General features: G+C 71.2%; 21 protein-coding genes. 7 read left to right on the forward strand and 14 right to left on the reverse strand.

Annotated features, from left to right (window positions below):
* Positions 1-14 precede the first annotated feature (14 nt).
* The 14 genes from N912_RS0117895 to N912_RS52740 form a co-directional block, all read right to left on the reverse strand.
* Positions 15-1,028 carry an ABC transporter ATP-binding protein gene (locus N912_RS0117895; protein WP_028923491.1) on the reverse strand — a complete coding sequence of 338 codons (1,014 nt, stop codon included), beginning with the start codon at positions 1,026-1,028 and terminating at the stop codon, positions 15-17.
* The gene (locus N912_RS0117900; protein WP_028923492.1) at positions 1,025-2,017 is read right to left on the reverse strand and encodes an ABC transporter ATP-binding protein; all 993 of its coding nucleotides are present in this window, start codon (positions 2,015-2,017) and stop codon (positions 1,025-1,027) included. The genes N912_RS0117895 and N912_RS0117900 overlap by 4 nt, the downstream gene beginning before the upstream one ends.
* A complete protein-coding gene (locus tag N912_RS0117905) occupies positions 2,014-2,907 on the reverse strand; it encodes an ABC transporter permease (protein WP_028923493.1) in 894 nt (297 codons plus the stop codon). Before N912_RS0117905 ends, N912_RS0117900 begins: the two co-directional genes overlap by 4 nt.
* On the reverse strand, positions 2,904-3,848 hold the full coding sequence (locus N912_RS0117910; RefSeq protein ID WP_028923494.1) for an ABC transporter permease: 945 nt from the start codon (positions 3,846-3,848) through the stop codon (positions 2,904-2,906). Before N912_RS0117910 ends, N912_RS0117905 begins: the two co-directional genes overlap by 4 nt.
* Before the next feature lie 7 nt (positions 3,849-3,855).
* Positions 3,856-5,427 (reverse strand): ABC transporter substrate-binding protein, encoded by a 1,572-nt coding sequence (locus N912_RS0117915; protein WP_084210986.1) that lies wholly within the window; start codon positions 5,425-5,427, stop codon positions 3,856-3,858.
* Positions 5,428-5,872: 445 nt separating this feature from the next.
* Positions 5,873-7,264: an amidase gene (locus N912_RS0117920; protein ID WP_028923496.1), complete on the reverse strand. Its 1,392-nt coding sequence runs from the start codon at positions 7,262-7,264 to the stop codon at positions 5,873-5,875.
* Between the two features lie 8 nt (positions 7,265-7,272).
* Positions 7,273-8,655, reverse strand: a complete 1,383-nt coding sequence (locus N912_RS0117925; RefSeq protein ID WP_051580371.1) for a 3-oxoacid CoA-transferase — start codon at positions 8,653-8,655, stop codon at positions 7,273-7,275.
* Positions 8,656-8,694: 39 nt separating this feature from the next.
* Positions 8,695-9,114, reverse strand: coding sequence for a Zn-ribbon domain-containing OB-fold protein (locus N912_RS0117930; RefSeq protein ID WP_028923498.1), 420 nt, complete (start codon positions 9,112-9,114; stop codon positions 8,695-8,697).
* Entirely contained in the window at positions 9,111-10,277 is a 1,167-nt protein-coding gene (locus N912_RS0117935) for a thiolase domain-containing protein (protein ID WP_028923499.1), read from the reverse strand. The genes N912_RS0117930 and N912_RS0117935 overlap by 4 nt, the downstream gene beginning before the upstream one ends.
* Complete coding sequence (locus N912_RS0117940; RefSeq protein WP_028923500.1) at positions 10,274-12,526, reverse strand: CaiB/BaiF CoA-transferase family protein; 2,253 nt, start codon at positions 12,524-12,526, stop codon at positions 10,274-10,276. The genes N912_RS0117935 and N912_RS0117940 overlap by 4 nt, the downstream gene beginning before the upstream one ends.
* On the reverse strand, positions 12,523-13,332 hold the full coding sequence (locus N912_RS52735; RefSeq protein WP_156993725.1) for an enoyl-CoA hydratase/isomerase family protein: 810 nt from the start codon (positions 13,330-13,332) through the stop codon (positions 12,523-12,525). Before N912_RS52735 ends, N912_RS0117940 begins: the two co-directional genes overlap by 4 nt.
* Complete coding sequence (locus tag N912_RS0117950; protein WP_037065287.1) at positions 13,329-13,754, reverse strand: Zn-ribbon domain-containing OB-fold protein; 426 nt, start codon at positions 13,752-13,754, stop codon at positions 13,329-13,331. The genes N912_RS52735 and N912_RS0117950 overlap by 4 nt, the downstream gene beginning before the upstream one ends.
* A gap of 11 nt (positions 13,755-13,765) precedes the next feature.
* Positions 13,766-14,890, reverse strand: a complete 1,125-nt coding sequence (locus N912_RS0117955) for a thiolase family protein (protein WP_169747903.1) — start codon at positions 14,888-14,890, stop codon at positions 13,766-13,768.
* Positions 14,891-15,008: 118 nt separating this feature from the next.
* On the reverse strand, positions 15,009-15,680 hold the full coding sequence (locus N912_RS52740) for a GntR family transcriptional regulator (RefSeq protein ID WP_051580373.1): 672 nt from the start codon (positions 15,678-15,680) through the stop codon (positions 15,009-15,011).
* Positions 15,681-15,818: 138 nt separating this feature from the next.
* On the opposite strand from N912_RS52740, the gene N912_RS52745 reads away from it, so the two are divergent.
* The 7 genes from N912_RS52745 to N912_RS0117995 all read left to right on the forward strand — a co-directional run bounded on the left by N912_RS52745 (position 15,819) and on the right by N912_RS0117995 (position 22,681).
* A complete protein-coding gene (locus N912_RS52745) occupies positions 15,819-16,535 on the forward strand; it encodes a FadR/GntR family transcriptional regulator (RefSeq protein ID WP_064745311.1) in 717 nt (238 codons plus the stop codon).
* A complete protein-coding gene (locus tag N912_RS0117970) occupies positions 16,532-17,431 on the forward strand; it encodes a polysaccharide deacetylase family protein (RefSeq protein ID WP_028923503.1) in 900 nt (299 codons plus the stop codon). The genes N912_RS52745 and N912_RS0117970 overlap by 4 nt, the downstream gene beginning before the upstream one ends.
* A complete protein-coding gene (locus tag N912_RS52750) occupies positions 17,428-18,882 on the forward strand; it encodes an amidase (RefSeq protein ID WP_051580375.1) in 1,455 nt (484 codons plus the stop codon). The genes N912_RS0117970 and N912_RS52750 overlap by 4 nt, the downstream gene beginning before the upstream one ends.
* Positions 18,879-19,688, forward strand: a complete 810-nt coding sequence (locus N912_RS0117980) for an aspartate dehydrogenase (protein ID WP_037065290.1) — start codon at positions 18,879-18,881, stop codon at positions 19,686-19,688. The genes N912_RS52750 and N912_RS0117980 overlap by 4 nt, the downstream gene beginning before the upstream one ends.
* Positions 19,689-19,690: 2 nt before the next feature.
* Complete coding sequence (locus N912_RS0117985) at positions 19,691-20,476, forward strand: SDR family oxidoreductase (protein ID WP_028923505.1); 786 nt, start codon at positions 19,691-19,693, stop codon at positions 20,474-20,476.
* A gap of 7 nt (positions 20,477-20,483) precedes the next feature.
* Positions 20,484-21,161, forward strand: coding sequence for an RraA family protein (locus N912_RS0117990; protein WP_084210987.1), 678 nt, complete (start codon positions 20,484-20,486; stop codon positions 21,159-21,161).
* A 113-nt stretch (positions 21,162-21,274) separates the two neighbouring features.
* Positions 21,275-22,681 (forward strand): purine-cytosine permease family protein, encoded by a 1,407-nt coding sequence (locus N912_RS0117995; protein ID WP_028923507.1) that lies wholly within the window; start codon positions 21,275-21,277, stop codon positions 22,679-22,681.
* The last annotated feature ends 62 nt before the right edge of the window (positions 22,682-22,743 follow it).

Here is a 22,743-nt window from a genome sequence, read left to right on the forward strand (position 1 = left end):
CTCCAACTCCTCCTCTAGCTCTTCACGGCGGGTGCCGCGAGCGGCGCGCCGGACAGCGTCGGCCCGCTGGTCTGAAGGTGGCACGCCACCTGCCCGCCGCCGTGCACCGGGGTCGGCTCGGGCATCGCCTGCCGGCACACGTCCATGACGTACGGACACCGGGTCTGCAACGGGCACCCGGGCGGCGGGCTCGCCGGGTCGGGCGCCTCGCCGGCCAGCAGGATCCGCTCCCGGCGCTCGCGGTACGGGCTGGCGTCCGGGATCGCGGACAGCAGCGCCTGGGTGTACGGGTGCGCCGGCTGGTTGTAGATCCGCTCGGCCGGGCCGTCCTCCACGATGTGCCCGAGGTACATCACCGCCACCCGGTCCGAGATGTGCCGCACCACCGCCAGGTCGTGCGCGATGAACAGGTACGACAGCTTGAACTCCGCGCGCAGCCCCTCCAACAGGTTGATCACCTGGTTCTGGGTGGACACGTCGAGCGCGGACACCGCCTCGTCGCAGACGATGAACTTCGGGTTCAGCGCCAGCGCGCGGGCGATCGCGATGCGCTGGCGCTGCCCGCCGGAGAACTCGTACGGATACCGGTCGGCGTGGTGGGCGGCCAGCCCGACCAGCTCCAGCAGCTCCACCACCCGCGCGCGGGCCCGCGGGCCGGACAGCCCGTCGTGCACCAGCAGCGGTTCGGAGACGCTGGCCGCCACGGTGGCGGATGGATCCAGCGAGGAGTACGGGTCCTGGAACACCATCTGCATGTCGCGGCGCACCTTGCGCAGCGCCTCGCCGGACAGCGCCGTCAAATTGTGCCCGGCCACGCTCACCTGCCCCGAGGCGTACGGCACCAGCTTGAGCACCGCGCGCCCGGTCGTCGACTTGCCCGAGCCGGACTCGCCGACCAGCCCGAGCGTCTCGCCCTGTTCGATGTGGAAGCTGACGTCCTTGACCGCCTGCACGGTGCGCGCCCGCGCGAACGTCCCCTTCTTGTGGAAGACGACGTTGAGCCCGCGCACGTCCACCAGCGGCGTCACCGGGCACCGGCCAGGGTCAGCTCGTCGATCCGCACGCACCGGCTGGCCCGGCCACCGTCGAGCGCGCGCAGCGGCACGGCGTCGGCCCGGCACCCGTCGTGGGTGTAGCGACAGCGCGGGTTGAACCGGCAGCCCTCCGGTATCCGCCACGGCTCCGGCGTGCGGCCCGGGATGTAGGGCAGCTCGCGGTCCCGCTCGCCGAGCTGGGGCATCGCGGTGAGCAGGCCCTCGGTGTACGGGTGCTTGGGCTGGACGAACAGATCCCGCCCGACCGCCGTCTCCACCACCTCGCCGGCGTACATCACCACCACCCTGTCGCACAGCTCGGCGACCACCCCGAGGTCGTGGGTGATGAACACGATCCCGCACCCGGTCTCCTCGCGCAGCGAGCGCAGCAGCTCGATGATCTGGGCCTGCACCGTGACGTCCAGCGCCGTGGTCGGCTCGTCCGCGATGAGCAGCTTCGGCCCGCAGATCAGCGCCATCGCGATCATCGCGCGCTGGCGCATGCCGCCGGAGAACTCGTGCGGGTAGTCCCGCACCCGGCCGCGCGCGTTCGGGATGCCGACCAGGTCGAGCATCTCCGCCGCCCGCGCGAACGCCGCCTTCTTCGTCCCGCCGCGGTGCCGCCGGTACGCCTCGGCGATCTGGTCGCCGATGGTGAACGCGGGGTTCAGGCTGGTCATCGGCTCCTGGAAGATCATCGAGATGTCGTTGCCCCGGACGTTGCGCAGCTCGCTCACGGGCAGCGCCGTCAGGTCCCGGCCGTCGTACCAGACGTGCCCGCCGGAGATGCGGCCCGGCGGGGTCGGGATGAGTCCAAGGATGGACAGGCTGGTGACGCTCTTGCCCGACCCGGACTCGCCGACCAGCCCGACGATCTCGCCCGGCCCGACCTCGAACGACACCCCGTTGACCACGTTCGCCCAGCCGTGCTCGGTGGCGAAGTCGATCCGCAGGTCCTCGACGCGCAGCAGCGGCGCGGTCATGAGCCCTCCCCCGTCCGGGTCTCGCGGCCGAACGAGTCCCGCAGGCCGTCGCCGATCAGGTTGAACGACAGCGTCACCAGCGCGATCGCGAAGCCCGGGTAGGCGACCAGCATCGGCGTGCGCCGGATGTCGCCGAACGCGGCGCCGAGCATGCTGCCCCAGCTCGCGGTCGGCGGCAGCACGCCAAGGCCGAGCAGGCTGATCGTGACCTCGGAGAGCAGCGCGGCCGCCATCAGCAGCGACACCTGCACCAGCACCGGCGAGAGGATGTTCGGCAGGATGTGGCGGCGCAGCATCATCCCGCTGGGGGTGCCGATGCTGATCGACGCCTCGATGTAGGTCTCCTGGCGCACCCCGAGCGTGGAGCCCCGCACGATGCGGAACAGCCGGGGCGAGTACACCACGCCCAGCGCCACCATCGCGGTGATCAGCCCGGGGCCGGTCGCGGCGATGATGGCGATGGTGAGCACCAGGGCCGGGAAGGTCATCAGCACGTCGGCCGCCCTGTTGAGCAGCCAGTCGAACCAGCCGCCCAGGTAGCCGGCCAGCATGCCCAGCGGGACGCCCACCGCGACGGCGATCGCGACGGCCAGCGCGGCGGCGCCGATGGAGACCCGCCCGGCGTACATCAGCCGGCTGAGCGTGTCCCGTCCCAGGGTGTCGGTGCCCAGCCAGTGCTTCGCGCTCGGGCCGGACAGCCGGTTGGCCACGTCGATCTGCAGCGGCTCGAACGGCGCTATCCACGGCGCGGCCGCCGCCACCACGATCATCAGCAGCAGCACCGCGAGCGCGGCGACGGCCAGCTTGTTGCGGCGGAACCGGCGGGCAACGCGGCGCACGCCGGGGGCGCGCGGGGTCGGGATCTCTGCCCGTGCCTGTGTCGTGGTCATGACTTCTTGAGCTTCGGGTTGAAGTAACCGTAGGACACGTCGACCACCAAGTTGATCAACAGGATGAGCACGGCGGTGAACAGCAGCACGCCCTGCACCATCGGGAAGTCGCGGGAGAACACCGAGAAGTACGCCAGCTGGCCGAGCCCGGGCAGCACGAACAGCTGCTCCATGACGACGGTCGCGCCGATCAGCCGGTTCGCCTCCAGCCCGAACACCGTGACCACCGGGATGGCCGCGTTCTTCAGCGCGTGCTTGGCGATGACCCTGGCCCGGGGCAGGCCCTTGGCCTCGGCGGTGCGGATGTAGTCCTCGGCCATCACGGCCACCACCCCGGCCCTGGTCTGGCGCGCGATCATCGCCATCGGCGTGATCGCCAGCGCCAGCGCCGGGATGATCAGGTGCCGCAGCCACTGCACCGGGTTCTGCGTCAGCGGCACGTACCCGGTGGCCGGCAGCGCCTGGGTGTTGATCGCCAGCAGCAGCACCAGCATCATGCCGACCCAGAAGTACGGCAGCGCGACGCCGACGCTGGCGCCGACGGTCGCGGCCCTGTCGATCCAGCGCCCCGGGTAGAGCCCGGCGGCCAGCCCGAGCGCCAGGCCGAGCACCGCCGCGAACAGCAGGGTGAGCGCGACCAGCGAGAGCGTGATCGGCAGCCGCAGCACGATCGACGACCAGACGTCCTCACCGGTCAGGTACGACTGCCCCAGGTCGCCCCGGACGGCGCCGGAGAACCAGTGCCAGAACTGCACGAAGAACGGGTCGTTGAGCCCGAGCCGCTCGCGGACCTCGGCGATCTTCTCCGGCGTCGGGTTCTGGCCGGCGATGAGCACGGCGGGGTCGCCGGGCACCAGGATGATCAGGGCGTAGATGAGCAGGCTCACGACGACGAGCAGCGGCACCATCGTCGTGAGCCTGGCTCCGACCAGGCGTAGCACCGCCGCCCTACTTCCTCATCGCGATGCCGCGGAACTGGCGGTTGCCGTCGGAGTAGATCTTCATGCCCATGACCTTGGAGCTCGACGCCATCGGCGTGGTCAGGTGGCACAGGATCACCGGCTGGGCGCCGTCCTCGTGCGCCTTGTTGAACAGCTTGCCGTAGATCTGCGACCGCTCCTGGGTGGTCGCCGCCGCCTTGGCCTCGTCGTTGAGCTTGGCGATCTCCGGGTTCTCGTAGCCGCCCGGGTCGCTGAAGCCGTCCTTGAGGAAGTACGACTCGATCTGGATGCTCGGGTCGGCCTCGGCCTTCTGCTGGACCAGCGACGCGTCGGCGGTCTTGCGGACCGAGAAGTCCTCCATGAGCTTGGGCAGCTCGACCGGGACGATGGCCATCTTGATGCCGACCTCGGCCAGGTTGGCCTGCACCACCTCGGCCACCTTCTGGTAGGCGTCCAGGTTGTTCGTCTCCAGGGTGAACTCGAACCCGCCGGCCAGGCCCTCGCTCTCCAGCAGCTGGCGCGCCTTCGCCACGTCCCGCTTGTGCTTGTCCGGGGCCAGCTCGGGCGCCGAGGCGTAGTACGAGGTCGGGTACATCTGCACCGAGGGCTCGCAGAACCCGTCGGTGACCGCGGCGATGGCGTCCCGGTCGATGGCCAGGTTCACGGCCTTGCGGACGGCGGGCTTGTCGAACTTGGCCCGCGCCACGTTCAGCGCCATGGTGTAGCTGGACATGCTCGGCTTCGAGCAGACCACCAGGCCGGCGTCCTTGGCGGGGCCGTACATGCTGTCGCGCAGGAACGTCGCCGAGGCCGCGCCGCTGATCACCGAGTTGAGCCGGGCGTTGTCATCGCTGGAGATCAGGTAGACCATCTTGGCCACGTTCAGGTTGGCCGGGTCCCAGTAGTTCTGCACGGCTTCGTACTCGACCTTGCTGCCGGGCTGGTAGCTGGTCAGCCGGAACGCGCCGGACCCGCCGGTCGGCTTGAGCGCCTGGCCGGGGTCGTTGAACACCGCCGGGCTCATCATCATGCCCGCCGAGCTGGCCAGGATCCCGACCAGCGGGGCCGCGCCGCCGGCGGTCGAGATCGTGATCGTGTGCGGGTCGACGACGGTCACCGAGGTGACGGTGGCCAGCGGCTGCTGGTTGAAGCTCCCCTTCGCGCGGTGCCGGTCCAGGTTGGCCTTCACCGACGCGGCGTCGAACGGCGTGCCGTCGTGGTAATTCCAGTTCTCGACCAGCTTCAGCGTGATCGACTTGCCCTGGTCCCCGATCGTCCACGACTTGGCCAGCATCGGCCGGGGCTCGCCCTTGTCGTCCAGGTGCACCAGGCTGTCGTAGATCGGGTACAGGTACATCTGGCTGTTGCCCGTGGTGATCTTGTCGGGGTCGAAGCTCGTGTTCGCCACGCTGTAGATCCAGGTGAACGTCGCCGACCTGTCGACGGCGCCGGCCTCGATCGGCGGGCAGTCGGCGATCTTGCCGCCGGCGTTGCTCTTCGCGCTGTTCTCACCCGATCCGCATGCGGTCGTGACGAACAGGCACACCGCTGCCAGCGCAACGATCATTCTCTTGTGCATCGGGGAACTCTCCGTGCTCAATCTGCCGTACCGGCCGAAATTGCGTGGCAGAGGGCGGAATATGCGGTATTTGCCGTCGACCGGTTCGGGCGACGGCGTTCTGTATCGAAAAGCGCTCGGTGACGAGCAAAGCGGGTGTAGGGCCTAGCGGAACGGGGTCGGGGGGAGCGCCACGGCGGGCTACCTCCACTCTCGGTGGCCGTCGAAGCCCGCCGAACCGCCGTTCACACGGCAGTTCGCCCGAGGGCGTCGATGGCCCCGCATTCAGAGGATGACGAACTTTTGTCTGACATAGGTAATCATACGTAGGCTCGCTGTGTCAAGGTTCACGTCGGCCCCGGACCTGCACGGACGCGCTCGCAGTCCGCATCGCGGAATGCGGCAGCACGGCGCCGAACGTGAGCTGTGTCACGGGTGGAGTTCGCTTTTGATCTTGAGATGCGATTCAGAGCGGCGGCGCTAGGTCCGACCAGTCGGTGGCCGTCTCATAGGCGTGGCCGGCGCGCAATACCGTGGCGTCCTGGTGGCGGGCCGCGACGATCTGCAGGCCGATCGGCAGGCCGGCGCGGGTGAATCCGCAGGGGACGCTCAATGCCGGTTGCCGGGTCATGTTGAACGGATAGGTGTACGGGGTCCAGGACGTCCACAATGGGGACGGCCATCCGTCCGGGCAGTTCTGGCCGGCTTCGAATGCCGTGATCGGCATTGTCGGCGTGACCAGCACGTCATAACGCTCGTGGAACCTGGCCATCCGCAGGCCGAGGTCGGCGCAGGCGGCCATCGCGTCCACGTGGTCGGCGGCGGACATCGCCCGGCCGCGCTCGCCGCACTCCCGCAGGCCGGGGTCCAGGCGGTCCAGGTCGGCCTCGGAGAACTTGCGGAGCGCGGCGGCGATGCCGGAGAACCAGAGCACGCAGAACGGCTCGACGGGGTCGGCGAACCCGGGGTCGGCCTCCTCGACCACGGCGCCCAGCTCGCCCAGCGCGCCGGCCGCCGCGACCACCGCCGCCTCCACCTCCGGGTCGTTGCGCACGAACCCGAGGTCGCGGGAGAACCCGACGCGCAGGCCTTTCACGCCGTTTTCGAGGCCGGAGGTGAACGAGTCCGGCGGGGTGGGCAGCGCCGTCCAGTCCCGGCCGTCGAACCGGGCCATGACGTCCAGCATCGCCGCCGCGTCGCGCACCGACCGGGTCATCGGCCCCCGGTGTGAGAGCAGGCCGCTGGCGCCCGGCGGGTACATCGGCACCAGGCTCCCGGTCGGTTTGAGCGCGACCGTGCCGGTGAACGAGGCGGGGATGCGGACCGAGCCGCCGCCGTCCGTACCCACGGCCCAGGCGCACATCCCGGCGGCCACCGCGGCCGCCGAGCCCCCGCTGGAGCCGCCCGGGGTGCGGGCGGTGTCCCACGGGTTGGTGGTGACGCCGAAGCGGGGCGAGTCGGTCACGCCCTTCCAGCCGAACTCGGGCGTGGCCGTCTTGCCCAGCAGCACAGCGCCGGCCTCGCGCAGCCGGGCCACGCTGGGCGCGTCCTCCTCCCACGGCCCGGCCGCGCCGGCCAGGTGGCTGCCGCGCAGGGTCGGCCAGCCCCTGGTGAGCTCGAGGTCCTTGATCGCGGTGGGGACCCCGTCCGCGCTCCCGAGCGGCGTCCCCGCCGCCCACCGCCGCTGCGACGCGTCGGCCGCCCGGAGCGCGGAGGGCTCGTCCACCAGCACGAACGCGTTGAGCGTGTGGTCGTGCGCGGCGATGGTGGCCAGCGCGGCCTTGGTCGCCTCCACCGGGGAGATCTCGCCGCTCCGATAGCCGCGCACCAGCTCCGCGGCCGTCAACCTCCCCAGCATCGTGTCCCTCAGCTCACGGCGGACACGTCGAGGTCCAGCTCGGTCAGCTCGACGACCTCGGCCGGGGTGAAGCCGGGGGCGATCCGCTCCACCTTGAACCGGGTGCCGTCCCAGCGCAGCACCGCCAGGTCGGTGACCACGATGTCCACGCAGGATTGGCCGGTCAGCGGGTAGTCGCACTCCTTGACCAGCTTGGCGTTGCCGGCCGCGTCGAGGTGGGTCATCAGCACCATGACCGTGGCGTCGCCGGCGACCAGGTCCATGGCCCCTCCGATGCCGCCGCCGACCATGTCCGGCGTGCTCCAGTTCGCCAGGCTGGCCTTCGCGTCCACCTGGAAGGCACCCAGCGCGACCACGTCGACCTTGCCGCCCCTGACCATCTCGAAGGACGTGACGCTCTCGAAGAACGACGCCCCCGGGTTGACGTGCACGTAGTGCCCGCTGGCGTTGTAGACCGAGGGGTCGTAGTTCTCCTTGTCGGCGATGGTGCCGTAACCCAGCACGCCGTTCTCCGAGTGCAGCGTGATGTCGCGGCCCTCGATGTAGTTCGAGATCAGGCCGGGGATGCCCAGCCCGAGGTTCATGTAGCTCGGCTCCGGGACCAGGCTGGCCGCCACCTCGGCCATCTGCTCGCGGGTCCACGCCGGCTTGCCGTGGTAGGTCCGCGAGCTGCTCGCGCCCCGGCCGGCCTTGGGGGTCAGGTGGTCGTGCGGCACGTCGACGGTGCTCTTGCACACCCGCGCGACGAAGATCCCGGGCAGGCCGACCCGCTCCGGGTCGATCTCGCCGTCCACGATCTCGTCCACCTCGGCGATCGCGATCTTGGCGGCCTTGGCGAAGCTGGGCATGAAGTTGCGGCCCACGCCGCCGAACTCCAGGTTCCCGAACCGGTCCGCGCGGTCGGCCTTGATCAGCGCGTAGTCGACCTTGAGCCCCTGTTCCAGGACGTGGTCGACGCCGTCGATGGTGCGGACCTCCTTGCCCTCGGCGATCGCGGTGCCCACGCCGGTGCGGGTGAAGAACGCGCCGATGCCCGCTCCCCCGGCGCGCAGCCGCTCCACCAGGGTGCCCTGCGGCACCAGCTCGACGTCGATCAGGCCGGCCGCGATCTGCTCCTCGGCGGCCGAGACGCCCGCGCCCGCCCGCGCCGAGAACGACACGATCAGCCGGTTCACCTGGCGGTTCTCGATGAGCGTGTTGGACCGGTAGGGGCCGGCGCCCAGCGAGTTCGCCACGATGCACAGCTCCCGGGCGCCCTGCTCGCGCAGCGCGACGGTGAGGCTGGTCGGGAAGCTGTGCGTCATCCCGAACCCGGCGATCGACACGCTGGAGCCGTCCGGGACGTCGGCCACCGCGTCCGCCGGTGATGAGTAGATCTTGTTGATAGTCATGTGCGCTATGCCTTTCGGTGCTATCCCGCTATGACCCCGCTATGACCCCGCCGGACGGAACCGCGGTAGTGCGTTCCCGTCGCCGGTGTCCTGGAAGACGACCTCAACGACGTCGCCTATCCGAACCTTCTCCACATCGCATTCCACGATGTTGGTCATTATTCGCGGGCCCTCGTCGAGTTCGACATAGGCGAGCACGTACGGGGTGGAACCGGACCAGGCGCCGAAGGCGCGGCGGATGACGCTGAACGTGTAGATCGTGCCGCGACCGCCGGCCTGCTCCCAGGCGGTGTCGTCGCTGTGGCAGAACGGGCAGACCGGGCGCGGGTACCAGATGGCCTCGCCGCAGGCGTTGCAGCGGCGGATCAGCAGCCGGCCCTGCGCGGTGGCCGCCCAGAACTCCTCGGTGTCCGGGTTGGCCACCGGCACCGGTACCGGCAGCGCGGTTGTCTCGCTCATGAGGCCCTCCCGAGGATCATCGTCGCGCTGCGCATTCGGGTGCCGAGGTCGCCGCCGTTGCCGTGCACCAGGGCGAGGTCGCAGTCGGGCAGCTGGACCTCGGCGTTCGCCTCGCCGCGCAGCTGCCGGACCGCCTCGATGATCTTGGTGACGCCGCCCCGGTGGGCGGGGTGGTTGTTGCACAGCCCGCCGCCGTCGGTGTTGAACGGGAGCTTGCCGTGGGGAGCGACCAGGGCGCCGTCCAGGACGAACCGCCCGCCCTTGCCCTTCTCGCAGAACCCGAGGTCCTCCAGCATCATCAGCACGGTGATGGTGAAGCTGTCGTAGATCGACACGTAGTCGATGTCCGCCGGGGTCACGCCGGCCTCCGCGAAGGCTCGCGGGCCCGACCAGACCGCGCTGGAGTACGTCAGGTCGGCCTTGCCGCCGTTGAGGATCTTGCCTGCCTCGCCCTGGCCGAGGATGGAGACCGACCGTCGGTCTAGCTTGCGCGCGACCTCCGGGCTGACCACCACGACCGCCCCGCCACCGTCGGTGACCACGCAGCAGTCCGCCCGGTGCAGCGGGTCGGCCACCAGCGGCGAGTTGGTCACGTCCTCGACGGTCATGACCTTGCGCAGGAACGCGTTCGGGTTGTGCGAGGCGTGGATCGAGGCGGCCACCTTGATCTCGGCGAGCTGCTCGCTGGTGGTGCCGTACTCGTACATGTGCCGCTGCGCGGCGAGGGCGTACGTGCTGAGGATGCCGGCGCCGTCGAACATCCGCCGCTCGAAGCTGTCCTCCGGGGTGACCGGCCCGCCGCCGCCGGGCTGGATGCCGGTGCGCGGCTTGCCGGCCAGGGTCACCAGCGCCACGTTGCACTTGCCGGCGGCGATGGCGGCCGCCGCGTGCGAGACGTGGTAGATCGGTGACGCCCCACCGCTCTCGGTGGAGTCCATGTAGGTGAGGTTGCGCAGGCCCATGTACTCGGCCATGGAGATCCAGCCGGCGCCGGCGGCGTCGTTGCCGCAGAAGTACCCGTCGACGTCCTCCAGGGTCAGGCCGGCGTCGGCCACGGCGCCGAGGGCGACCTCGGTGTGCACCTGCGCCAGCGACTTGTCCGGAAGTTCACGCCCGGGATGCTCGTAGGCCCCGACGATCAGTGCCTGTCCCTTGGTGCTCATATGGTTCCTTCCGTCCAGGGGCGCCGTGCCCCGAAGACCGTCGCGTTGTCCCTGCCCAGGTCCGGGGCCGGGCTCGGCCGGGGTGGGTCGTACTCGCGCAGCCGCATCGGGAAGCCCTTGCTCCTCGGGTGCTCGTCGGTGCGGTCCAGGTAGACCCGCCGGTCGCGGAAGTGCGGGTCGCGGGCGCGGTCGGCCGCCGTGTACACCGGGGCGCAGGAGATCCCGGCCTCGGTCAGGGTGGCCACGCACTCGGTGCGGGACCGGGCGGCGGTCCAGTCCGAGATCACCCGGTCGACCCGCTCCTGGTTGGCCAGCCACCAGCTTTCGGGGTGTCCGGCCAGCTCGGCGGCGCCGATCACGCCGGCCAGTGCGGCGCGTTCGGCGTCGGTCCGGCAGGCCAGCGCGATCCACTGGTCGGCGCCCAGGCAGGGGTAGACGTCGTGCGGGGTGCTGCCGGGGCGCCGGTTGCCGGTCGGAGCCGCGACCCGCCCGGTCGCCGCGTACTCCGCGATGCGGTCGGCCAGCGTCCAGGTGACCAGCTCGCGCTGGGAGATGTCCAGGTGCTGGCCGCGCACGTCGTGGTGCAGGCAGTAGCCGACCAGGCCGGCGGCGAACAGCGCGACCAGCTGGTCGGGGTAGTTGACGTCGGCGGAGGACCAGATCGGGCCGCCGCCGGGGTACCCGGTGACCGAGGCCAGCCCGGACAGCAGGTCGAGCGTGGAGCCGTAGGAGCGGCCGCGCGCCTCGGGTCCGGACTGGCCCTGGCTGGACAGCGAGACGTAGATCAGCCTGGGGTTGATGCCGGTCAGGGTGGCGTGGTCGATGCCGAGGCGCTCGGTGACGCCGACGGTGAAGTTCTCCAGCAGCACGTCGGCGTCGGCGACCAGGCGGGCCATGGTTGCGCGCCCCGCCTCGGTCTTCAGGTCCAGGGTCACGCCGAGCTTGCCGGCGTTGTTCGACTCGAACAGCGGCGAGTCGCCGTCGGAGTCTGAGTCGGCGAGCTCGGTGCCCATGGCCGGCCACAGCCGGAAGGAGTCCGGCCGGTTCGGAGACTCGATCTTGATGACGGTGGCGCCGTAGTCGGCGAGCAGCCGGCCGGCGGCGGCGCCGGCGGTGATCGTGCCCAGGTCCAGCACGACCACGCCGGACAGCGGCGCCGGTGCCGTCCCGTCCACGGCCGGTGCTCGCCGGGCGGCCGGGAGGGCGCCGTCGGCCCGGCCGTCCAGCTCCGGTGGGCTTCCGCAGCGCCAGGCCAGCGCGCCGAGCCTGGGGATCGGGCCGATCCGGGGCCGCTGCCCGGCGACGAAGCCGCGGGCGCGGTACTGCTCGGAGGCGCAGATGTCGGCCACGTCCGCGCTGAAACCGAACGCCAGCCCGAGGGCCTGCGCGCGCTCGTACACCTCCCGCTTGGGCAGCCGCGCCGCCCACCGCTCGATCACCGGCCACCACAGCCCGGCCAGCTCGGCGCGGCCGGCCTCGTCGCGCAGCCTCGGGTCGTCCAGCGCCGGGTCGCCGACCAGGCCGCGCACGGTGTCCCACTGGTCGGGCTGGAACACGATGCCGACCCAGCCGTCGGCGGCGGGCACGATGCGCCACGGCCCGGTGAACACGCCCGCGCGGTTGGGCACGTTGCCGCCGTGGGCGTAGATGACGTCGCTCTTCCAGTCGATGTGCGCGGCCACGTCGCACAGCGCCACGTCCACCACGTCGCCCGCCCCGGTGTGCTCGCGGCGGCGCAGCGCGAGCATCGCGCCGTAGAAGCCGACGAACGCGGCGGCGTGCGCGGTCTGCTCGCCGCCCAGGCTCAGCGGCGCCCGGTCCGGCTCGCCGATCATGGTGGCCAGCCCGCCGTAGCTCTCCGCGAGCAGGCTGTCCGAGTGCTGGTCGGAGCGGTCGTCGTCGAGGCCGTACGGGGTCAGCCAGGCCACCACCAGGCGCGGCCAGTCCCGGCGGATGCGCTCGGGGGTCAGGCCTCGGGCGGCGGCGCGGCGCGGGCCCAGGTCGGTGACCAGCAGGTCGGCGTGCGCCAGCAGCCGCTCCAGCTCGTCCTCCGGCACGGCGCGCTTGTCGGCGTTGAGCGTGGCGTAGGTGAAGTTGACGCCCGAAGCGTCCACCGGCTCGCGGGTGCGCCCCGGGTCGCCGCCCGGTGGCTCGCACCGCAACACCTCGTGCCCGAACCCGGCGAACAGCCGCCCGCACACCTGTGCAGCCGTGTCCCCGGACAGCTCGACGACCCGCGTCGACGTCATGGGCGGGCGTCCTGGGCCGGTTTGTTCACCGCTCGCCGGTAGGTGGCGTTGCCGTCGCTGAGCACGTCGGTCCGGGCCTGGATCTGCACCCTGACGTCCTGGCCGTACTGGATCGCGTTGGTCCAGTCCGAGATGTGCATCGGGATCTCGTGCAGCGCGCGCTTGGACCAGGTCAGCGTCACCGCGTCGAAGCCGGCGATCCGCCGGGCCAGCTCCAGCGCGGCGTCGGCCAGCCGCTCGGCGGGCACCGCCTGGTTCACCAGGCCCCACTCGGCCGCCGTGGCCCCGCTGATCCGGTCCGCGGTGAGCACCATCCAGGCCGCGCGCTTGGGCCCCAGCCGCAGCTGGGTGGACGGCCCGGCCAGGCTCGGGTACAGCCCGAAGCCCACCTCGGGCATGCCGATCGGCGCGTCCTCGGCGGCGATCGCCAGGTCGCTGGAGTTGATCAGGGTCAGCCCGCCGCCGAGCGCGTACCCGTTGACCGCCGCGATCACCACCGCCGGGTGCGCGCGGATCTTCTCCTGCACCGCCGCCCAGCTGGTCCGGCGGCCCTCGGGGGTGTCGTCGGCGTCCATGCCCTCCTCGCCGGACTCCTTGAGGTCCACCCCGGAGCAGAACGCCGGCCCGTTCCCGGTCAGGATGATCACCTTCGCGGCGCCGTGCAGGGCATCGAGCGTGTCGAGCAGCTCGGTGCGGGCCGCGCGGCTCATCGCGTTGCGCTTGGCCGGCCGGTTCAGCGTCACCCGCGCGACGCCCTCGCCGAGGTCCTCGCGCAGGACCAGAGCCTCCATGTGGGCAGAGCTCACCGGGCGGCTCCCTCTGCAACGGCGAACTTGACGATGGTCCGGCCGCTCGCGTTCGGCTCGAACACCGCGCGCACCGGCAGGTCCAGGCGCAGCTCGTCCGGCGGGTCGACCAGCGTGCTGATCATGAAAGGCCCCTCGGCGAGCTTGACGTACGCCACCAGGTAGGGCAGCTCGTCGGCGAACGCGGGCAGGTAGCGCTGGTGCATGGTGAACCAGGACCAGAGGGTGCCGGCGCCGCTGGCCGCCTTCCAGGTGAACGATCCGGACAGGCACTCCGGGCAGACCGGCGCCTGCGGGAACCAGCGCGCGCCGCACGCGTCGCACGCCTGTAAGCGCAGCTCGCCGGCGGCACAGCCGTCCCAGTAGGGCCTGTTCTCGGCCGTGACCTCGGGCAACAGCGCGGTGTACGCCTCGATATCCATTGCCTAAACTCCTATGCGGTCGTCAGGACGTGAGACGTGACGATCGGCGAGGCGCACATGTACTGGACGGTCTCGCAGTTCGCGACCTGCCGTGCCCCGGCTTCGCCGCGCACCTGTCGGACCGCCTCGACATGGAAGGCGAACCCCTGCATGTAGCTTTCGCCGGTGTGGCCGCCGGAGGTGTTCAGCGGCCTCGGGCCGTCGAAATGGATCCGCCCGTCGCGCACCCATTCCCAGGCGCTGCCGCGCTTGGCGTGGTCGAAGCCTTCCAGCGTGAACAGGATCGTGGGCGTGAAGTTGTCGTACACCTGCAGGCAGTCCATTTGTTCCGGGGCGAGCCCGGTCTGCTGGTAAAGCTGAGCCGATACGCTCTGGCACGCGGAGTAGAAGAAGTCCTCGCTGGTGTAGTGGTTGGTGAGCGCGGACATCCCGGCGGTGCCGGCGACCCGCACCGGCGGCTTGCGCAGCGAGCGCGCCCGCTCCAGCGAGGTGACGATGAACGCGACCCCGCCGTCGTTGATGATGCAGTAGTCCAGCTTGCGCAGCGGTTCGGCGATGAAGCGCGAGGCCAGGTACTCCTCGCGGTCGATCTCGTCCTGGAAGACGGCGATCGGGTTGCGCGCGGCGTTGCGGCGGTTGTTGATGGCCAGCGGCGCGAGCGCGTCGTCCGGGGCGCCGTAGAGGTGCCGGTAGCGCTGGTACATCAGCGAGACGTACGCACCGGGCGACGTCATCCCGTACATGGTGTCGTAGCCGACCGTCGGGCCGCCGCCCTCGCCGCCGTACTTCATCCCCACCGACCGGCCATTGGTGGCGTACACGCAGGCCACCACGTCGGCGAAGCCGCTGCGCACCAGCGCGCAGGCCTCCTGCAGGGCGATGCCGCTCATCCGGCCGGTGCCCTCGAGGTCGTGCACGAACTTCACGTTGTGGGTGCCGATCACGTCGGCCATCCGCGCGTAGTTCAGGTTCGTGCATATCAGCGCGTCGATCTCGCTCTTGTCGACGCCGCTGTCGTCCAGCGCGTCGCGCAGCGCGCGGGCGCCCAGGTCGTAGAGGTCCTTGGGGACGTTCTTATTGGCGTAGAGCGCGCGGAAGTCGGACTCCCCGACACCCACGATCGCCACGTCGTCCACGCTTTTCCACATCTTGCCTCTCAAGTGTGTATTTATTCACAATCGTCGAGACGAATCCGGGCGCGCGCCGATACCGAGCGCCGTTCGTGAACGGCTCCCCTGATGAATGTGACCGCGCTTACTGCTTCTTTTCGAGTATCCGAACGGCTTCCAGCGCGGCCTGGGCGGCCGCCCGTACGTGCCGGTGTGACGCCTCGCGGGCCCGCTCGGGCGAGCGTTCCTGGATCGCGGCGGCAAGGTCGAGGTATTCCTGGATGGATTCCTCCCGGCGACCGGGAATGGTCACCGACAGGCTGCGCAGGGCATGAATTCGGGTGTGCAGCGGGGCGAGGGTCGCCTGCAGCAGCGAGTTGCGCGCGCCGGCCAGCAGCAGCTCGTCGAACTCGTATATCGCCCGCAGCCGCTCCTCCCCGGAGGCCTTCGGCTGCACCTTCTCGACCAGGGCGGCCACTTCCTCGTCGGTGGCGCGGCGCACGAACAGCTCGGCGGCGGCCGGTTCCAGTGCGTCGCGCACCTCGTAGATCTCGCGCACCTCGGCGCTGCCGAGCACCGCGACCCGGACCCCCCGGCTGGGCGCCGTCTCCATCAGGCCGAGGGTCAGCAGGTGGCGCACGGCCTCGCGGATCGAGGTGCGGCTGACGCCGGTGAGGTCCATGAGCTCGCGCTCGGTGAGCCGCGTCCCCGGCAGCAGCACGCCGTCGGCGATGGCCTGACGGACCCGGCGCACGACCATCTCCGGTACCGACTCGGAGGGACGGTCGATGAGCAGGTCGAGCTTCGGGTTCGTCACTACGGCCCCCTACTTTGTCTGACGTATTGAATACTACGTCGGCGCCTGAATGAACGTCAAGACGAGCGGTCTTGCGTCGGTGTTCAGTTATCTGTCAGGCTGTCTTACAGTTTGGCAGGTTGGAGAGGTGTTGCGTCTATGTGCGCAGAGCAGAGGCCGGTGGGCATCGCGCCGTTGTCGCGGACCAGTTCGGCGGTCGCGGTGCGTGACGAGCTGGCGGCGATGATCCGTGATGGGCGCTTCCCCGTCGGGTCGAGGTTGCCCGGCGAGATCCACCTGGCCGAGGCGTTCGGGGTGAGCCGGCCGGTGGTGCGCGAGGCGCTGGGCGGGCTGCGCGCGGCCGGCATGATCGAGAGCCGGTCGGGGGCCGGGACGTTCGTGATCGGCCGGGACCGCTCGGATATCGGCCTGTCGTTGTTGGGCACGACGAACTCCGCCGAGCTGCACGAGGTGCGCATGCACCTGGAGGTGCCGGGCGCCGCGCTGGCCGCCAGCCGCCGGTCGGACGAGCAGCTGGCGCGGCTGCGGGAGATCGCGGACGGCAGCGGCGAGGACGACGACGTCGTCGAGTGGGTGCGCGCCGACCTGCGGTTTCACGTGCTGATCGCCGAGATGACCGGCAACTCGCTGCACGCCAGGCTGGTCGGCGAGCTGCGCGAGCTGCAGTTCGAGCAGTCCGTGCAGATGGCGCGCCGGTTGGGCGGGCTGGGGGCGCCGATCCGCGAGCACGGGGCGATCGTCGAGGCGATCGGGGACGGCGACCCGGAGCGAGCTTCTCGCGCCATGAGCGAGCACCTCGGCGCGATCCTCGACCGCGCGCAGATCGCTCGGTCCTACCAGGAGTTTTCGCGATGACGCTTCCTGATCACGGGCGGTTCGGGTACTCACCGATCGTCTCCCGGCCTCGGTTCTCCTGGCCCGGGGGCGCGCGGCTGGCGCTGTATGTCGCCGTCAACACCGAGCACTTCGGGTACGGCGAGGGCGGGCTCGGGCTGCCCTACTCCCCCGGGCTGCCGCATCCGAACACGTACAACTGGGCGTGGCGCGAGTACGGCAACCGGGTCGGCGGGTTCCGGCTCGCGGAGCTGCTGTCGCGGCACGACATCCGCCCGACGGTGCTGCTCAACACCGCCGACTACGACCACGCGCCGGAGCTGATGGCGGCCTACCGGGCGGGCGGCGCGGAGTTCGTCGGGCACGGGCACACGAACTCGGTGCACCCCAACGAGCTGGACGAACGGGCCGAGCGGGAGCTGGTGGACCGGGTGTACCGGGCCATCGAGGCGCACGAGGGCGGTCCACCGGCGGGCTGGATGAGCCCGGGTGCGAACCCGAGCCGGGTGACCGAGGACCTGCTCGCCGAGCGGGGCTTCCGGTACACGCTGGACTGGCCGATGGACGACCAGCCGGTCTGGCTGCGCACCCGGGGCGGGCCGCTGCTGTCGGTGCCGTACCCGCACGAGGTCAACGACGTGCCGATGGTGGTGATGCACCACGGCACGGCGGAGGCGTTCGCCGCCATGGTCGTCGACTCCTTCGACGAGCTGCTCGAGCAGTCCCGCGCGCAGCCGCTGGTGTTCGGCATCTCGGTGCACACGTTCATCGTCGGCCAGCCGTTCCGGTTGCGCCGGTTCCGGGCCGCGCTGGAGCACATCCGCCGGCGCGGTGAAGGGGTGTGGTTGACCACCGCCGGGGAGATCGCGCGGTACTACCGCGACGAGGTCTGCCCGCCGCCTGGTGACGGGCGGTGACCGTCGGGGCCGCGCGGGAGGTGCTGGCCGGTTTGGTGGCGGAGTTGTGCGCGGACGACGAGATCGACTCGTTCCGGGCGGTGTTGGAGGACGAGCTGGGGCGTGCGGGGACGCCGGCGGCGGTGTGGGGCGGTGGGGGCGGACGCGAGCTGTCGGTCGGCTCGGTCGGCTCGGTCGACGAGGTGCTGGCGGCGTGCGCGGACGCTCAGGAACGCACGAACTGTTTCGTGGAGATCTCTACGGACGGGGTCTGGAGCGCGGGCGGGTCGGGGGTGTTGGCCGGGGTGCCGTACGCGTTCAAGGACATGTTCACCCGGGGCGGGCGCCGGCCGGGGCTGGGCGTGCGTGGCGCGCTGGTGCGGACGCGAGCGGACGAGAGCACCTGCCTGGACCGGTTGGACGCCGCGGGCGCGGTCCCGGTCGGGCGGCTCAACCTGGATCCGTACGGCTACGCCGCGACCGGGCTGAACGACGTGCACGGCGACGTGCGCAACCCGTGGAACCCCGAGCACATCGCCGGCGGCTCGTCCAGCGGCGCGGCGGCGGCGGTGGCGGCCGGGGCGCTGCCGCTGGCGGTGGGCAGTGACACGGCGGGGTCGGTGCGGATACCGGCGGCGCTGTGCGGGGTGGTCGGGCTCAAGCCGACCTACGGGCGGGTGCCGAGGACGGGCTGCGTGCCGCTGTCGTACTCGCAGGACACCATCGGCATCATCGCGGGCACGGTGGCCGACGCGGCGCTGGCGCTGTCGGTGATGAGCGGGCACGACCCGGGCGACCCTTCGTCGTTCCGCGCGCCGGCTTTCTCGCCGTCGTCGCCGCCGGACGGGGCGAGGCCGCTGGACGGCGTGCGGGTCGGGGTGGACGAGGAGTACCTGCGCGGGCTGTGCGACCCCGAGGTGCTCGACGCGGTGTTGCGCGCCCGGTCCGTGCTCGGCGAGCTGGGCGCGCGGACCGTCCCGGTCCGGCTGGACGAACTGCACGGCTACGACGTCGCCGCCTCGGTGCTGACCTGGTGCGAGGCGGGCGCGGTGCACGAGCGGGCGCTGGCCGGCGCGCCCGGCGCCTACCCCGGCTCGGTCCGTACCCGGCTGCACCAGGCGCTCGCCGCGCACGGCACCGACCACGTCAACGCCCTACGGCTGCGGGGCGCCGCGCTGCGCGGGTTCCTGAGCGGGGTGTTGGCCGGCTGCGACGTCATCGCCACCGCCGCCGCGCCGGTCCCGGCGCCTCGACGTGACGCCGCCCGCGCCGACCCGCTGGCCACCACCGCCCGCCTGCTGTCCGCCAACCGGCCGTTCAGCTTCCTCGGCCTACCCGCGATCACCGTCCCAGCCGGGCGCTCGCGTCGGAACCTGCCGCTGGGGCTGCAGCTGGTGGCCAGGCCGTGGGCGGAGGCGACCCTGCTGCGGGTGGCGGCCGCGTACGAGACGTCATCGAAGGAGGACCAGTGACCCAGACCCAGCGCGTCGGCATCGTCGGCCTCGGACCGATCGGCCGGGCGGTGGCGGACGCCCTGTCCGTCGGGATCCCCGGCTACACCCTGTCGGCGATCTGCGCACGCCGGCCGGACCGGGCCGCCGAGTTCGCCCGGAGCCTGGCCACCCCGGTGCCGGTGCTCGACCTGGACCGGATCCACGACCGCTGCGACGTGCTGGTCGAGTGCGCCCCGGCGGCCGTCTTCGACGCCGTCGCGCGCCCGATGGTCGAGGCCGGCAAGGGCCTGGTGGTGCTCAGCGCGGGCGCGCTGCTGGACAACTGGGGACTGGTCGAGCTGGCGGAACGGACCGGCGCCTCGATCACCGTGCCGTCCGGGGCGATCGTCGGGCTGGACGCCCTGCAGGCCGCCGCCCAGGGCGAGGTCACCGAGGTGCGGATGACCACCCGCAAGCCGGTCGGCGGGCTGCTCGGCGCGCCGCACCTGCGCGGGCGGGAGGACGAGCTGCGCGCGCTGACCGAGCCGCTGCTGCTGTTCGAGGGGTCCGCGCGGGAGGCCGCCACCGGATTCCCGGCCAACCTCAACGTCGCGGTGGCCGTCTCGCTGGCCGGCATCGGGCCGGACCGCACCCGGCTGGCGGTCTGGGCCGACCCGGCGCTGACCCGCAACACCCACCGCATCGACGTCACCTCGGACTCGGCGGAGATGAGCATGACCATCCAGAACATCCCCTCGGAGAACCCCAAGACCGGGCGGATCACCGCGCTGAGCGTGCTCGCCCACCTGCGCAAGAGCACCGCCACCCTGCGGATTGGAACCTGATCATGGATTTGGGCATCGACGGCCGTGTCGCGCTGGTGACCGGCGCGGGCGGCGGGCTGGGTACGGCGATCGCGCTGGCGCTCGCTCGTGAAGGGGCGGTCGTGGTCGGCGCGGACCGCGACGCCGCCGCGCTGGACGAGCTGGGCGCCGCGATGCGCTCGGAGTCTCGACGGTTCCACCCGCTGGCCTTCGACCTGACCGACGGTGATGCACTACGCGCCGCGGCCGGCGGGCTGGCCGACACGGTCGAGCCGCCGGACATCCTGGTCAACAACACCGGCGGACCGCCGCCGACCCCGATCGCGGAGCTGCCCGCCGAGGACTGGAACGCCTGGTTCGCCGCCATGATCACCCCGGTGACCACCCTCACCGGGCTGCTGCTGCCGGCCATGCGCGCCCGAGGCTGGGGACGGATCATCACCAGCGCCTCCTCCGGGGTGGTGGCCCCCATCCCGAGCCTGGGGGTGTCCAACTCGCTGCGCTCGGCCCTGGTGGCCTGGTCCAAGACCCTGGCCGCCGAGGTCGCCGGCGACGGCATCACCGCGAACGTGGTCGTCCCCGGACGCATCGCCACCGCTCGCGTCCGCGCCCTGGACCGCGCCAAGGCCTCACGCACCGGCCAGACGCCCGAACACGTGGCCGCCGCCAGCACCGCCACCATCCCCGTCGGCCGCTACGGGCACCCCGACGAGTACGCCTCCGCCGTGGCCTACCTCGCCGGCGCGCCCGCCTCCTTCATCACCGGAACGATCATCCGCGTCGACGGCGGCATGATCCCGAGCATCTGAGGACTCCATGACCGTTTACAGCGAAGAGCAACGCGACGCGATCAGGACCCGGTTCCTGGCCGTGGACACCTCCAACGTGGCCGACGCGCTCGACGAGGCCGACCTGCCCGACCAGGGCCTGCACCCGGAGCTCACGGCGCTGTCCGGGGAGCGGGTGGCCGGCTGGGCGTTCACCATCGCCGGCTCGATGACCCCGTACGAGGGCACCGGCGACCCGGCCAAGATGGCCGCCTGCGCCCGCGTCGGCCCCGGCGAGGTGACCGTCTGGGCCGGCGACGGCGAGGGCGTCTGCTACTTCGGCGAGCTGATCGCGCTGGGCATGGCCGAGCGCGGCGCCGTCGGGGCGCTGGTGGACGGCGGCGTGCGCGACCTGAAGTGGCTGCGCCAGCACGGCTTCCCGGTGTTCGGCCGCTACCGCACGCCCGTGCAGTCCATCGGGCGCTGGCGGGTGACCGGCGCGCAGGAGCCGGTGTACCTGCGCGGCGCCACCACCCGCTGGGTCACCGTGCGCCCCGGCGACTTCGTGCTCGCCGACGAGGACGGCGGGATCGTCGTCCCGGCCGCCGCGATCGACCGCGTCCTGACCAGGGCCGAGGAGCTGACCCGCACCGAGGTCCAGATCAGGGCGGCCATCGCCGAGGGCCTGTCGCTGCAGGAGTGCCTGGACAGGTTCGGCCACGTCTGACGCTCGGAGTCATCTGTTCTGCCGATGACTCCGACCGATTCTTTGCGATGTACAGATGACTCGCCCTCGCCCGATAGTTGACGCGTTCAGCGGGCGTTCAGCGAGGAGCGCAGATGACCGAACGCATCGACAGCCCGGCCGCCACGCCGGCTCGGCAAGGATCACCGTCCGGGCTCGAGATCGAGAAACGGACCATCGAACACATCCCGCTCGACGAGCGGCACGGCCGTACCCGCCAGCTGTTCACGGTCTGGTTCGGCTCGAACCTGATGCTGCTCACGGTGGCCACCGGGGTGCTCTCGACCACCGTCTACGGGCTGTCCCTCGGGCCGGCGCTGCTGTCGCTGACGATCGGCAACCTGGTCGGCGGCGTGGTGATGGCCCTGCACGCCGCGCAGGGCCCGCGGATGGGCGTGCCGCAGATGCTGCAGACCCGGGCGCAGTTCGGCTCGGTGGGCAGCCTGCTGGTGGTCGCCCTGGTCGTGTTCATGTACACCGGCTTCTTCGCCTCGAACATGGTGCTCGGCGGCCAGGCCCTGACCGGCCTGCTCGGCCTCCCGCTCCCCGCCGCGATCGTGCTGATCGGGCTGGTCAGCCTGGTCAGCGCGGTCGCGGGCTACCGGCTGATCCACGCCGTGACCGGGGTGATGAGCGTGGTCGCCGGGCTCGCGCTGCTGCTCGCGTTCGCGTTCGCCCTGTTCGCGGGCGGCGTGCCGGGGCTGGCGCTGTCCGGGGGCGCGTTCAGCTGGACGGGTTTCATGGGAACGCTCTCGCTGGCCGCCCTCTGGCAGATCGCCTACGCGCCGTACGTGTCGGACTACACGCGCTACATGAGGCCGGACACCGGCGTGCGGCCGGCATTCTGGGCGACCTACAGCGGGTGCGTGCTCGGCTCGCTGCTGCCGATGGTGCTGGGCACGCTGGTCGGCCTGGCCTCGGCGGACGGGGACACGGTCGGTGGGCTCGCCCGGGTGACCGGTGTGGTGGGGCCGGTGGTCATCGCGGTGTTCGCGCTCGGTATCGCGGCTACGAACGCGATGAACCTCTACTGCGGGGCGCTCTCCATGATCACTGTTGGTCAGACGGTAAGGCCGGTGTGGACGCCGAGGGCGGGGACCAGGGCGGCGTGTGCGGGCATCATCTTCGTGTCCGCGGTGGCCATGGCGCTGGCCAGCAGGGATAACTTCTTGGTGACCTTTGCTAACTTCATGCTCTTGTTGCTCTGCGTGTTGATTCCGTGGACGGCGGTGAATCTGGTCGACTATTATCTTATTCGTCGCGGGGACTACGACATTGCCTCGCTGTTCCGGCCGGATGGGGGTGTTTACGGTCGGGTCAATGTGGCGGCCGTGTGTTGTTACGTTGTGGGCATCTTGGTGCAGTTGCCGTTCTTGAGTACGAGCGTCTACACCGGGGTGGCGGCCGAGGCGCTCGGCAAGGTGGACATCTCGTGGATCGTGGGGCTGGCCGTTGTTGGGCCGCTCTATTACGTGTGGGTTCGTTGGCGTGCGCGCCGTTGATTTGTTTCGTTCGAAAATCGCTGGCGCGATTTCCGACGACCTGAAATTATGTTTGGTTGCGT

This window comes from Actinospineispora acaciae DSM 45401 (assembly GCF_000620785.1).
Taxonomy (GTDB): Bacteria; Actinomycetota; Actinomycetes; order Mycobacteriales; family Pseudonocardiaceae; genus Pseudonocardia; species Pseudonocardia acaciae.

Excerpts from the sequence above, each read along its gene's own strand:
- N912_RS0117905 (WP_028923493.1), bottom strand. The coding sequence starts at position 2,907 with ATGACCACGACACAGGCACGGGCAGAGATCCCGACCCCGCGCGCCCCC.
- N912_RS0117950 (WP_037065287.1), bottom strand. The coding sequence starts at position 13,754 with ATGGATATCGAGGCGTACACCGCGCTGTTGCCCGAGGTCACGGCCGAG.
- N912_RS0117915 (WP_084210986.1), bottom strand. The coding sequence starts at position 5,427 with ATGCACAAGAGAATGATCGTTGCGCTGGCAGCGGTGTGCCTGTTCGTC.
- N912_RS0117900 (WP_028923492.1), bottom strand. The coding sequence starts at position 2,017 with ATGACCGCGCCGCTGCTGCGCGTCGAGGACCTGCGGATCGACTTCGCC.
- N912_RS0117940 (WP_028923500.1), bottom strand. The coding sequence starts at position 12,526 with ATGACGTCGACGCGGGTCGTCGAGCTGTCCGGGGACACGGCTGCACAG.
- N912_RS0117985 (WP_028923505.1), top strand. The coding sequence starts at position 19,691 with ATGGATTTGGGCATCGACGGCCGTGTCGCGCTGGTGACCGGCGCGGGC.
- N912_RS52745 (WP_064745311.1), top strand. The coding sequence starts at position 15,819 with ATGTGCGCAGAGCAGAGGCCGGTGGGCATCGCGCCGTTGTCGCGGACC.
- N912_RS0117995 (WP_028923507.1), top strand. The coding sequence starts at position 21,275 with ATGACCGAACGCATCGACAGCCCGGCCGCCACGCCGGCTCGGCAAGGA.
- N912_RS0117925 (WP_051580371.1), bottom strand. The coding sequence starts at position 8,655 with ATGACTATCAACAAGATCTACTCATCACCGGCGGACGCGGTGGCCGAC.
- N912_RS0117930 (WP_028923498.1), bottom strand. The coding sequence starts at position 9,114 with ATGAGCGAGACAACCGCGCTGCCGGTACCGGTGCCGGTGGCCAACCCG.
- N912_RS0117935 (WP_028923499.1), bottom strand. The coding sequence starts at position 10,277 with ATGAGCACCAAGGGACAGGCACTGATCGTCGGGGCCTACGAGCATCCC.
- N912_RS0117970 (WP_028923503.1), top strand. The coding sequence starts at position 16,532 with ATGACGCTTCCTGATCACGGGCGGTTCGGGTACTCACCGATCGTCTCC.
- N912_RS0117920 (WP_028923496.1), bottom strand. The coding sequence starts at position 7,264 with ATGCTGGGGAGGTTGACGGCCGCGGAGCTGGTGCGCGGCTATCGGAGC.
- N912_RS0117990 (WP_084210987.1), top strand. The coding sequence starts at position 20,484 with ATGACCGTTTACAGCGAAGAGCAACGCGACGCGATCAGGACCCGGTTC.